Raw genomic sequence first — 13,011 nt, 5'->3', positions numbered from 1 at the left:
GAAAGTGGCAACTTTCGGCCAGAGTGACTCCCTTGGTCCGCGGAGGGCGTCGGCGGCTTCCCGAGCGGCGGTGGCGGACCGTGTTCGCGGCGCCGCACGGGGTGACACCGCTCATGGATCACCGCGCTTCATCCGGAGACCGTCTCCCCATCGCGAAAAATTTCCTGCACCGTCGCTAAAACGCCGAAGAAAAATGATCAAAAATGGACAGCCCGCTTTGACGATTGATCATCCATTCGGTGAAGGTCGCTCATATGTCCGTAACCCACACCGTCTCCGAGCGCGGGGGTCCGCTGCGCCTGCGTGACTTCCGGTTGCTGCTGGCCGGCGCCGCGGCCGGCCAGGCGGGCGCCCAGATCACCCTGGTGGCGCTGCCACTGGCCGCCGTCCTCGTGCTCGACGCCTCCCCGTTGGAGGTGGGCGTGCTCACCGCCGCGGAGACGGCCGCCTTTCTGCTGATCGGCCTGCCCGCCGGGGCCTGGGTCGACCGGATGCGCAAGCTTCCGCTGATGATCCGCGCCGACGTGGTCCGGACGGCCGCCATGGCGAGCGTCCCGCTGGCCGGGATCGCCGGGGTCCTGACGATGGCCCAGCTCTATCTGGTGGCCCTGGTCACCGGGGCCGCCACCGTGTTCTTCGACGTGGCGCACCAGAGCTTCCTGCCCCGGCTGCTCCCCCGTGAGCAACTGGTGGCGGGCAACGGCGCGCTGGAGGTGGTGCGTTCCTCCGCGCAGGTGGCGGGTCCCGGTCTCGGGGGCGGTCTGGTGCAGCTCGCGGGCGCGCACCTGGCGATCGCGGCCAACGCGGTCGGCTATGCGCTCAGCGCCCTGTTCCTGCTCGGTATCAAGGACACCGAGGAGCGGCCGAAGCCCGTACCGGGCGCCTCGCTCACCGGGGAGGTCGCCGAGGGGCTGCGCTTCGTCATGCGCCACCCGCTGCTGCGGGTGATCGCCGCCGCCACGGCCCTGGGGAACTTCCTGGCCGCCATCCTGCTGGCCGTACAGACCGTCTTCCTGGTCCGGACGCTGGAACTGGCGCCCACCGCACTGGGGTTGGTGTACTCGGCGGCCGCCGTCGGCGGGTTGGCCGGTGCGCTGTGCGCCGGGGCGATCGGCCGCCGGTTCGGGCAGGCCCGGGTGATCTGGCTGGCGCCGCTGGCCACCGGCCCCTTCGCGGTGCTCTGGCCGCTGTCCTCCGGCGGCGCGGGCGCGGCCCTGTTCGCGGTGGCCTCGGGCACGGTGTTCTTCGGTGCGGTGGTCTACAACGTGGCGCAGGTGAGCTTCCGCCAGTCGCTCTGCCCGCCGCGGCTGCTGGGCCGGATGAACGCCACCCTGCGGTTCCTGATGTGGGGCACCCTGCCGCTGGGCGCGCTGGCGGGCGGCGCCCTGGCCGAGGGCCTCGGCCCGCGGGCGGCGCTGGTCTGCTGCGCCGCCGGCTTCCTGCTGGTCCCCCTGCCGCTGCTGCTCTCCCCACTGCGCCGGATGCGGGACCTGCCGCCCCCCGCGGATGCCGACGCCGGCGCCGAGGCCGACGATGTCGCGCCCGCGGGGGTGGACACCCCATGAGCGCCGGACGACGACTCACCACCTCAGGAAGGGATTCCGTGCAGACCATCACCGGTCAGTATCTGGCCCGCTATCGGCGGCTCGACGAGGGCAGGGACGCACCGCTGCTGCTCCCGGCCACCGGGGCGCAGCGCCGCTTCCTGCTGGTGCGCGCCCTGGACCGCGCGGGCCGTCCGGACCTGGTGCCGATGTTCTTCGCCTTCCCCTCGGGGACCGTGGACCCGGACCGGCTGCGCGCCGCGGCGGCGCGGCTGGCCGCCCGGCATCCCGCGCTGCGGGCCCGGCCCTCGGTGGTACGGGGCACCCCGGTGCTCCGGCTCGCCGAGCCCGAAGTCCCGGTAACCCCGGTGGCCCGACTGGCCGGGGAGAGCGCCGAGGACGCGCTGCGCCGCGCCCTGGCCGAGTGGGCCGTTGACGGGCCGCCGATGCGGATCCTGCTGGCGCAGGACGCTGGCGGTGGTGATCCGGGACAGGCCCGCGAGATCCTCGCCATCGTGCTGGACCATGCCGTCTGCGACGGCTGGTCCCTGGGCCGGATCGTGGCGGAGCTCGGCGCGGCCTATGACGGGCGGGACGTGGAGGAGCCGGACCGGGACGGGGCGGACGAGCAACTGGCCGTCTACCGGGCGGCGGTGCTGGCGCAGCTCGACGCCGAGGAGCGCGCGTCCACCCCGGCCGCGCTGGACTACTGGGGCGAACGGCTGCGTACCGTACGGGAGCACACCGCACCGCCGGTGTCGTCCGCGACCGACGCGTCCAGCGGCGCCTTGCGCACCCGGCTGCCGGGTGTCCCCGGCGGGGTGGGCTTCCCGGCTCTCCTGGACGGCTGCACGGCCGCGGTGCAGGCGCTGTACGGGGCGGAGGGCGGGCCCGTACCGCTCGGCTACCCCTGGGGCGGCCGGCCGCCAGGGGCCGAGGAGGTGCTCGGCTGCTTCCTCAACACCCTGGTCTTCCCCGCCGGTTCGGACGACGGGGCAGGCCGGGACTCCACCACCGAGCGCTGGTGGGACGACCTGGACCGGGCCGACACCCCCTTCGACGCGGTGGTCCAGGCGGCCAGGGCCGCGGGCTCCCCGTGGACCGGGGCGCTGGGCGGGCTGCTGACCGTGGACGATGTACGGGACCGGCCGGCACTGGTCCTCGGCGGTGTCCCCGGCACGGAGACCGAGGTGGACGGGCGCCCGGTGCGCGGACCGTTCGCCGTCTCGGTCACCCAGGGCGACGGGCTGCGGCTGCGGATGGTGTGGGACCGCGCGGTCCTCGCCGACCAGGACGCCGAGCGCGCCTTCGCCGCCCTCACCGACGCGCTGCGGGTGCCCGAAGGGCCCGTAGCGACGATGGTTCTCTGACTTCTCCCCGTACCGCCGGCGGCGCCGGGCCGTGTTCAGCACGGCGGCGCCGCACCCTGCCGGCCCCACCCATGTCGGCGACCCCACCCCGGGCCCGCGCGTGATCCGCGTACGGCCCACCCCCCCACCGCCCGGCACCATCGTGCCCGGGCGTGTCCGCACGACCCGACAACCCAGGGATCGCCCATGTTTCCGCTCTCCTCCTCGCAGGAGATCGTGTGGCTGCACGAGCAGGTGCACACCGGCAGCCGTGCCTACAACTTCACCGCCGCCCTCGATCTGTGGGGCACCCTCGACCCCGAGGCGCTGCGCAGCGGCCTGGCCGCCACTCTCGACCGCCATCCCGGACTGCGGCTGGAGCTGGTCGACGTACCCGGCTCGGTGCCGGGGCAGCGGGTGGCCGAGGAGTGCGCGCCGCGGCTGCGCACCGTGGACCTCAGCGGCCGGCCCGATCCGGACGCCGCCTTCCAGGAGCTGCTGCGCACCGAGGCGGAGACCCCGCTCGACACCCATGAGGCCCCGCTGCTGCGCTGGACCCTGGTGCGGATGGCCGCCGACCGGCACCGGCTCATCCATGTCGAGCACCATCTGATCCATGACGGCCACTCGTTCGCGATCCTGCTGCGGGACGTGTTCACGGTCTACCGCGCCCAGGTGCTGGGCGAGCCGGTCGCCCTGCCCCGGCCCTCCTCGTACGCCGACCATGTCCGGGCCCAGCTGGCCGAGCAGGAGGCGCGCCGGACGCGTACGGCGGCCGGGGAGCGCGACGAAGGCCTCGCCTTCTGGACCGGGCTGCTCGGGGACCTGCCCCGGGACATGCCGCTGCCCGGGCTGGCCCGGCCCGGGGCGCGTCGCCGCCACCGCGGTGGCCAGCTGCGCCAGACCATCGGCGCCGACCTGGCCGAGCGGCTGCGGGCGCACGCCAAGGAGAACGGCTTGACCCCGTTCGCCGTACTGCTGGGCCTCTTCGCGGAGTTGCTGCGGCGGCACAGCGGGCGCTCCTCGATGGTGGTCGGCACCGCCGTCGGCAACCGGCCGCGCGGCTACGAGGACGCGGTCGGGATGTTCGTGAACACCATCCCGCTGCCGCTGCGGCTGGACCCGGCGGCACCCGCGCAGGAGGCGACCGAGGAGGTCACCGACGTCCTGATCCGGGCGCTGCCCCACCAGGGCACCCCGGTACAGGAGTTGACCCGGGAGCTGGGGCTGCACACCAGCGGCGCGGACAACCCGCTGTTCGAGGTGATGTTCAGCGCCCATGACGCCGAGCTGCCGGAGATCGACGTCCCCGGTCTGGACGTCACGCTGTTCGAGGGGTTCAACACCGGCACCACCCGCTTCGACCTCGATGTGGTGCTGCTGCCCGACGACCGGCGCGGGGTGAGCCCCCGGCAGGGGGTGGCCGGTATGACCCTGGTCTGGGACTACGACGCCGACCTGTTCGGCGAGGAGGTGGCCACCCTGCTGGCGGAGCGCCTGGCCGGCCTCTGCCGCGCCTATCTCGACTCCCCCGGCACCGCCTTGGCCGACCTCGCCCCGCAGCCGGTCCCGGAGGTGCCGGCCGTCCCGGCACCCGTCCGTGACCGGGACCTGCTGGACCCGCTGGCCGCACACGACCCGGCCCGGCCCGCGCTGCTGGTCGGGGAACGGACGCTGAGCTACGGGGAGTTGGACGCGCTCGTCGCCTCGCTGGCCGAGCGGCTGCGGACGGCCGGGGTACGGGCCGGACAGCCGGTGGCGGCGGTGCTGCCGCGCGGCGCCGACGCGGTGGTGACCCTGCTGGCCTGTCTGCGTACCGGGGCGGTGTACTGCCCGCTCTCCCCGTCCGATCCGCCCGCCCGGCTGGCGGCGCTGCTCGACCGGCTGGCCCCGGCGCTGGTGCTGACCTCGCCGGACGCCCCGATCCCCGTACCGGCCGGGCTGCCCGCCGCCGAGGTGCACGCGCCCCGGCTGCCGCAGGCCGCGCCGGCCGCCGCCCTGCCCGGCGCGGTGTACGTGATCCACACCTCGGGCTCGACCGGGATGCCGAAGCCGGTGGCGGTGGGCCGGGCCGCGCTGGAGAACCATCTGACCGGCGCCGCCGAGGTGTTCGGGCTGGTGCCCGAGGACCGGGTGCTGCTCTTCGCCCAGCCGTCGTTCGATGTGTCGCTGGAGGAGGTGCTGCCCTCGCTGCACGCCGGGGCCTGCCTGGTGGTGCCCGCCGTGGAGGTGCCGACGGGTGCGGAGCTGGCCGAGTCGCTGGTCGCGGCCGGGGTCACCGTCGCCAATCTGCCCACCAGTTACTTCCTGGCCGTGCGCGGCGAGCTGACCGCCGTGCTGGCGGGCGGCCGCTGGGCCCCCCGGGTGCTGGCCCTGGGCGGTGAGCGGCTGCCGGCCGAGGTGGCCCGCGCCTTCCGGGGGCTGACCGGCGCCCGGCTGTTCAATGTGTACGGGGTCACCGAGGCGGCGATCAGCTCCACCGCGTACGAGATCACCGCCGGGAGCCTGGACGGGGCGGCGGAGGTGCCGCTGGGCACCGAGCTGCCGGGGCAGCGGGTGTACGTCCTGGACGCGCACCGGCGGCCGCTGCCGGACGGCGCGGTGGGCGAACTGGTCATCGGCGGCGCCGGGTTGGCCGAGGGCTACCCGGGCCGTCCGGAGGTCACCGAGGCCCGGTTCCCGGAGGTCGCCGCACTCGGCGGGCAGCGGGTCTATCTCACCGGCGACCTCGGCTACCGGGGCCTCGACGGGCTGCTGTACTTCCTGGGCCGCCGCGACCACCAGGTCAAACTGCGCGGCTACCGCATTGAGTTGGAGGAGGTGGAGGCGGCCGCGTCCACGGTGCTCGGCGGACGGTCCTGCGCGGTGGTGCTGGACCGCGAAGGCCCCGGGGCGCCGCGGCTGGTCGGCTTCCTGGAGCAGGGCGGCGAGGCCGACGCCTGGAGTGAGCGGGCGCTGCACGAGGAGCTGGGGCGGCGGTTGCCGGCCGCGCTGGTCCCGGCCCGGTGGGCGCGGCTGGAGCGGCTGCCGGTGCTGGCCGGCGGCAAGCCGGACCGGTCCGCGCTGACCCGGGCGGCGGCGGTGCTGGAGGGCGCCCCGGAGCCGGCGGCCGCCCCGGCCGCCGTCCTGGACGGCGACCCCATGACGGCGCTGCTCGCCGACGGCTGGCGGACGGTGCTGGGCCATGACCGCTTCGACGCCTCCTCGCACTTCTTCCACTCCGGCGGCCACTCGCTGCTCGCCGCGCGGCTCGCCGCCTGGCTGGAACCTCGGCTGGGCCACCGGCCGCCGCTGCGGGTGCTCTTCCAGCACCCGGTCCTCGCCGACCAGGCCGGCGCCCTCGCCGCCACGACGCCCCTGATGGAGTCCCGATGACCGCCGCAGCCCCGATGACCCAGGCCACGGGCACCGCCGTGCTCGCCCGCTTCGAGGAGTGGGTGACCGCCGCCCCGCAGGCGCCCGCCGTGCTGGACGGCCCGCACCGCTGGTCGTACGCGGAGGTGTCCGAGGCCGCCGACCGGGCCGCCGAAGCCCTGCGCGACCGGGTGCGCCCGGGCGATCTGGTGGGCGTCTGCCTGGACCGCTCCGCCGCCCTGGTGGTCACCGCCGTGGCGCTGGCCCGGCTGGGCGCGGTGTACCTTCCGCTCGGCCCGCGCCCCGGGGCGCGCCGCACCGAGGCGGTCACCGAGGACCTGGACGTGGTGTGCCTGATCGGCGCCCCGGAGGTCCTGCCGCCCCGGCACCGGGACGCCGAGCGGGTCGCGCTCCCGCTGCCGGTGGCCGGTGCCAACGCCGTGGACACGGTGGTGGCGGCGTTCGCCGAGCGGCCCGAGGGGGCCCGGCGGGCGCCCGAGGGCACCTTCTACGCGGTGCTCACCTCGGGCTCCACCGGCCGCCCCAAGGCGGTGGCGGTCGGTGAGCGCTCACTGACCGGGCTGCTGGACTGGTACCGGGAGGCGGTCGGACTGACCCCGGACGACCGGCAGTCGCTGCTCATCGGGGTCGCCTTCGACCCGCATCTGCTGGAGCTGTGGGCCGGGCTGACCTCGGGTGCGGCGCTGGTCCCGGCCCCGGACGAGGTGCGCTGGGACCCCTCCGCGCTCACCGACTGGTGGCGGGAGGCGGCCGTGACGGTGTCGGTCGCGGCGACCCCGATGGTGGAGCCGCTGCTCGACCGGCCCTGGCCGGAGGGGCTGGTGCTGCGCCAGCTGGTGTCCGGCGGGGACCGGATGCGCCGCCACCCGGGCCCGGAGGTGACCGCCACCGTGCACAACGCCTATGGCCCGGCCGAGGCCACCGTGGTCACCACCGTGCACACCATGCGCCCCGGCGAGGGGCCCGCCGACCGCTCGGCCGCCCCGCCGATCGGCCGCCCGATCCCGGGCGCGACCGTGCTGGTCACCGACGGCGAGGGACGGCCGGTGCCGGCCGGTGCGGAGGGGGAGCTGCGCATCGGCGGCGACTGCCTGGCGCTGGGCTATCTCGACCCGGAGCTGACCGCCCGCCGGTTCGTCCAGGAGGGTGCCACCGGATCGGAGCGGCTGTACCGCACCGGCGACCGGGTGCGGATGCGCGAGGACGGTCTGCTGGAGTTCCTGGGCCGCCTGGACGACCAGGTGAAGATCAGCGGGGTACGGATCGAACCGGCCGAGGTGGAGGCGGCGTTCGAGCAGGACCCGTCGGTGCGCGGCGCCGTGGTCACGGTCGCCCGCACCTCCGAGGGCCGCACCCGGCTGGTCGCCCATGTGCGGCCGGTCCCGGGGGCGGAACTCACCGCGAGCGCGCTGCTCTCCGCCGTACGCGGCTGGCTGCCCGAGCAGGCCGTGCCCGGCAGCGTACGGATCACCGACGCCTTCCCGCTGGACGCCAACGGCAAGGTGGACCGCGCCGAGCTGGCCCGCCAGGCGGAGGCCGCCGCCCCCGCGGCCGGGGCCGAGGGGAGCACCTTCGGCGAACGGCTGGTGCTGGCGGCCGTACGCGAACTGCTCGGCCGCCCGGACGCCGCGCTGGACGAGGGGTTCACCGCCGCCGGGGGCACCTCGCTGGCCGCCGCCCGGCTGCTCACCGTCATCGAGGACGAGGCCGGGGTCCGGCTGCGCGCCTCGGTCCTGCTGCGCCAGCCCGACCTGCGGTCCATCGCCGCCCTGGTCGACGCCAGGCGCGCCGACTCCGCTCGCCCGGAAGGGAACTGACATGGACGCCCACACCATCGGCATCGACATGGACATGGACCGGCCGGGCCCGTCCCCCCTCCCGTCGACACTGCCCGAACTGGTGGTCCGGCACGCCCGGCGCACCCCCGGCGCGCTGGCCGTCGCCGACGGGGACACCACCCTGACGTACGCCGAACTGACCGCCGCCGCAGGCTCCTTGGCCGGGCAGTTGCGCCGGCACGGGGTGCGGCCCGGTGACCGGGTGGGGCTGCTGGTGCCCCGGTCGGCGACCACGGTCGTCGCCCAGCTGGCGCTGTGGTGGGCGGGCGCGGTGTGCGTGCCGCTCGACCCGGCCCACCCCCGGCCCCGTACCGAGGCGATGGCCGCCGACGCCGGGATCAGCCTCACCGTCGGCGACTCCAAACTGCTGGAGTCGGCGGCGCTCACCGGCCGGACGCTCGCCCTCCCCGTCACCGGCTACGAGACGGCGGACGGGGAGGAGGAGTGGGCGCCGCCCGCCCCGTCCGCGACCGCCTTCATCATGTTCACCTCCGGGTCCACCGGCCGCCCCAAGGGCGTGGCCGTGCCGCACGGGGCGGTGGCCCAACTCCTCGCCGAGCCCGGGTTCGTGACGCTGACCGCCCGGGACCGGGTGCTCTTCCACTCCCCCACCACCTTCGACGCCTCCACCTTCGAGGTGTGGGGCGCCCTGGCCAACGGAGCGGCCGTGGTGGTGTGCACCGTGGAGAAGCCCTCCTTCGAGGACCTGGCCCGGCATGTGGAGCGCCACGGGGTCACCGTCGCCTTCCTCACCACCGCCCTCTTCCATCAGCTGGCCGCCCGCCGCTCCCGGCTCTTCTCGGTGCTGCGGTCCGTGGTGGTGGGCGGCGAGGCGCTGGCCGCCCGGCCCGCCCGGGAGGTCCTGGCGGCCTTCCCCTGGCTGGAGTTGGTCAACGGCTACGGGCCGACGGAGACCACCACCTTCGCCACCGCCCACCGGGTGACCGCGGCCGACTGCGAGGGCCAGGTGCCCATCGGCCGGCCGGTCGCCGGGGCCACCGCGCACGTCCTGGATTCCCGGGGCGCGCCGGTGGCGGACGGGGAGCGCGGCGAGCTGTGGATCGGCGGCAGCCGGCTGTCGCAGGGGTACGCGGGCCGCCCCGAGCTCACCGCCGAGCGGTTCACCGACCACCCGGTCGCGGGGCGCCTCTACCGCACCGGCGATGTGGTCTCCCGGGACCCCGACGGCCTGCTGCGCTTCCACGGCCGCACCGACGACCAGGTGAAGATCCGCGGTCACCGGGTGGAGCCGGGCGAGGTGGAGCACGCGCTGCGGAGCCTGGACCGGGTGGACGACGCCGCGGTGACCGTCGACCGCCCCGAGGGGGGTGACATCCGGCTGGTCGGGCATGTGGTCGCCGCCGCCGGGCCGGTGCCGCGCGCCGGCGCGCTGCGCGAACGACTGGCGGCCCTGCTGCCCGCGCCGCTGGTGCCGGAGGAGCTGAGGATCGTCGAGCGGCTGCCGCTCACCGCCTCCGGCAAGGTCGACCGCCGGCTGCTGGCCGCGGCCCCGGCCCCGGACGCGTCGGACGGGGCGGCCGCCGTGCCGCTCACCCCGCTCCAGGAGGCCGTGGCCCAGGTGTGGGCACGGGCGCTGGGCTGCGAGGTGACCCGTGCGGACGCCGACTTCCTGGCGCTGGGCGGGCACTCGCTGCTCGCCCTGGTGGTCACCGACGACCTCCGCGAGGAGCTGGGCGTGGAGATCGCCCTGGCCGACTTCTTCACCGCCCCCACCGTGGCGGCGCACGCCGCCCTGGTGGAGCACGCCCTGCTCGCCGCGCACGCCGACCTGCGCCCCGAGGACCGTCCCGACGGCCTTTCCGACGACCTTCCGGAGGCAGCGGATGCCCACTGAGCACGTGTCCCCTTCCTCATCCACCGCGCTCCAGGAGGAGCTGCTGCGTCGGGCCCGTGCCCGTACGTCGGCCTCGACCACGGCCGCGACGGATGTTCCTGATGCCGCCGGGGAGCGGGCGCCGCTGTCCCACGCCCAGCATCGGATGTGGCTGATGGAGCGCCTCGGCGGCACCGGCGACTCCTATGCCGTCCCGTTCGCCACCCGGGTGCGCGGGGCGCTGGACCTGGCGGCACTGGAGGCGGCGCTGACCGCCCTGGTGGCTCGGCACAGCGCGCTACGGGTGCGGTTCCGCCAGCAGGCGGAAGAGCCATATGCGGAGACGCCGTACCAGGAGACGCTGGCCGCGCCGGAGCGGATCGCGCTGCCGGTCGTGCGCTGCGAGCCCGCCGAGGCCGCGGAGCTGCTGGCCCGGGAGGCGCGGCGCCCCTTCGACCTGGCGGCGGGCGCACTGCCCCGGGCGCTGGTGCTCCGCCACGGCGAGCAGGACCACACGGTGCTGGTGGTCTTCCACCACATCACCATCGACGGCGGCTCGCTGGAGACGGTCGCCACCGAGCTGGCTGGGCTCTACGCGGCCGCCAGGAGCGGCGGTCCGGCGGTGCTGCCCGGCACCCCGCCGCAGTACCTCGACCATGCCCGCCGCGAGCACGCCGCCGCGGGCGGCCATGAGCCGGGGCTGCGCCACTGGGCGGAGCGGCTGGCGGGGGCGGCGCCGGTCTCGCTGCCGGGCCCGGCCCGGGGCACGTCCACCGGAAGTGTGGCGGTCTCCCGTTCGCTGCCCGCCGCGCTCCCGGCCGAGCTGCGCGAGCTGGGCACCCGCCATGGCGCCACCCTGTTCACGGTCGCGCTGGCCGCCGCGTTCGCCTCGCTGCACCGGCTGACCGGCGCCGACGATCTGGTGATCGGGGTCGCCGGTACGCACCGCCGGGGCAGCGCGATGCGCGGTCTGGTCGGACTGTGCGTCAACACCCTGCCGGTACGGGTGGACCTCGGCGGTGACCCGTCGTTCGCCACCCTGCTCGGGCGGGTCCGCGAGGCGCTGCTCGACGCCCAGCACCACGGTGACGTCCCATTCGACCTGATCCTGGGCCGGCTGGGAGCGGCGGCCCGGGGCGGTGACGGTACGGGGCTGGTCCGGGTCACCGCGGACCTGCCGGGTGAGCCGGTCGCGCTGCGGCTGCCGGGCACCACCGGCGAGTATGTCGACGTCCCGGCCTCCACCGCCAAGTTCGACCTGTCGTTCTGCCTCCTGGAGGGCGGCCCGCTGGACGGGGGCCTGCTGGACGGCGGCCCGCTGGAGGGGGGCGGGCTGCCGGCCGCGCTGGTGCAGTACGCGGGCCCGGCGCTGGACGAGGAGACCGGGATCGCCCTCGCCGAGGCGCATGCCGCGGTGCTCACCTCGGTGGCCGCCGATCCATCGCTGCCGCTGTCCGCGCTGCCGTCGGTGGCCCGTCCGGAGGAGGCGCGCTCCGTGCACCCGGCCGAAGGAGTCCGTTCGGTCAGGGGCGCCCACCCGGCCGAGGCGATCCTGCGGTCGCATCCGCAGCTGGCCGAGGCGGCCGTGGTCGCGCCACCGGACGGCGGTCCGGTGCTGGCGTACGCGGTGCCGTGCGGGGTGTCCGCCCCGCCGCCCGCCGAGTTGCGCGCCCGGCTGCGCACCCGGTTGACGCCGGCGCAGCTCCCGGCGGCCGTGATGCTGCTGGACGCGATGCCCCGTACCCCCGACGGCTCCCCGGACCGGGCGGCCCTGCCGGGTCTCACCGGCCTCCCCGCGGACACATCGGGGCCGCGGGCCGAGGCGGTGACCGAGGGCTTCCGGGTCCTGCTGGGCCGCACCCCCGAGCCGGACGACGACTTCTTCGCGCTGGGCGGCCACTCGCTGGTGGCCGTGCAGCTCGCCGAACGGCTGCGGGCGGAGCTGCGGTTGCCGCTGACCGGGCTCGACATCCTCCAGGCCCGCACCCCTCGGGAGATCACCGCGCTGCTGGACGCCCGGGAGGCCGAGCGGACGGCGGCCGAGACGGCGAAGGCCGCCGTACCGGTGTCCGGCCGGCCCCGGCGCCGGCGCGAGGGCGCGGTCCTGGTCACCGGGGCGACCGGCGGGGTCGGCGCCTTCGTGCTGCGGGAGCTGGCCGCGCGAGGCCGTCCGGTGCTGGCGCTGGCCCGCCCGGAGTCGGCCCATCTGCTGCACCGGATCAGCGAGGGGGTGGAGGTGGTGGAGGGCGACCTCACGGACCTGGACGGGCTGCGCACGGCGGTATGTGAGGCCGACGCGATCGTCCACGCGGCCTGCACCTTCACCCGCCATGAGGTGGACCTCGCGGCGATGGCGGCGATGACCGAGGCCTGGCGGTCGGGGCCGTTCGTCTTCGTCAGCAGCGTGGACGCCTACGGCCGCCCGGATGCCGGGGAGGTGGCCGAGGGTGCTCCCTCGGTGGAGCCGCTCAGCCCGTACGGTCGGGCCAAGCGGGACGCCGAGGCGATGCTGCTGGCGGCCGCCGGACGGGGCGGCCGAGGTGGCGCGAGCGCGTTGCGCGCACCTCTGGTGTGGGGGCCGCACGAGCGGTTCCGCGACCAGTTGCGCTGGGGCGCCACCGGGCTGCTCTACCAGGCGGCAGCCGAGGGCCGTGAGCTGGCCGTACCCCGCCCCGGCCCGGCCGGCCGCCACTGGTACGGGGCGCCCTGGGTGCACGCGGCCGCGCTGGCCCGCGCCGTGGTGGCCGCGCTGGACGCGCCCGTGCACGGAGTCGCCAACACCGTCTCGGGCGAGGTCTCCTGGTGGGACCTGGCCACCGAGCTGGTCGCGCTGACCGGAGGCAGCGGCCGGGTGGTGGAGTCCGGCACCGTCCACCGGGACCTGGACCACGTCTGGCGCTACCGCGCTGACCACCTGGCCGGGGCGCTGGCCGCGCTTCCCGGGGAGGACTGGCGGACGGCCCTGGCCGCGACGGCGGGCGCGGCCGGCCGCTGAGCGGCGGGGTGGGGGGCGGAGGGACCGACCGGTCCTTTCCCGGGCGGAGTACGCCCCGCCCTCCACCCCCTCTGGC

6 protein-coding genes are annotated in these 13,011 nt (G+C 76.2%); all 6 read left to right on the top strand.

Translation table 11 applies throughout. From position 1 onward, the window contains the following. The first annotated feature begins 254 nt into the window (after positions 1 to 254). A complete protein-coding gene (locus tag ABZ945_RS24765; RefSeq protein WP_361273404.1) occupies positions 255 to 1,565 on the top strand; it encodes an MFS transporter in 1,311 nt (436 codons plus the stop codon). A 38-nt stretch (positions 1,566 to 1,603) separates the two neighbouring features. Next, a complete protein-coding gene (locus ABZ945_RS24760; protein WP_361273402.1) occupies positions 1,604 to 2,914 on the top strand; it encodes a condensation domain-containing protein in 1,311 nt (436 codons plus the stop codon). A gap of 186 nt (positions 2,915 to 3,100) precedes the next feature. Next, the gene (locus ABZ945_RS24755) at positions 3,101 to 6,268 is read left to right on the top strand and encodes an amino acid adenylation domain-containing protein (protein WP_361273399.1); all 3,168 of its coding nucleotides are present in this window, start codon (positions 3,101 to 3,103) and stop codon (positions 6,266 to 6,268) included. Continuing rightward, a complete protein-coding gene (locus tag ABZ945_RS24750; protein ID WP_361273396.1) occupies positions 6,265 to 8,085 on the top strand; it encodes a non-ribosomal peptide synthetase in 1,821 nt (606 codons plus the stop codon). Before ABZ945_RS24755 ends, ABZ945_RS24750 begins: the two co-directional genes overlap by 4 nt. Before the next feature lies 1 nt (position 8,086). Further along, positions 8,087 to 9,961 carry a non-ribosomal peptide synthetase gene (locus ABZ945_RS24745; protein ID WP_361273393.1) on the top strand — a complete coding sequence of 625 codons (1,875 nt, stop codon included), beginning with the start codon at positions 8,087 to 8,089 and terminating at the stop codon, positions 9,959 to 9,961. After that, a complete protein-coding gene (locus tag ABZ945_RS24740) occupies positions 9,951 to 12,935 on the top strand; it encodes a condensation domain-containing protein (protein ID WP_361273390.1) in 2,985 nt (994 codons plus the stop codon). The genes ABZ945_RS24745 and ABZ945_RS24740 overlap by 11 nt, the downstream gene beginning before the upstream one ends. The last annotated feature ends 76 nt before the right edge of the window (positions 12,936 to 13,011 follow it).

This window comes from Streptomyces sp. NPDC046887 (assembly GCF_040644755.1).
GTDB lineage: Bacteria > Actinomycetota > Actinomycetes > Streptomycetales > Streptomycetaceae > Streptomyces > Streptomyces lichenis.
Note: the sequence above shows the minus strand (reverse complement) of the source record. Positions and strands in the feature narration are given on the sequence as shown.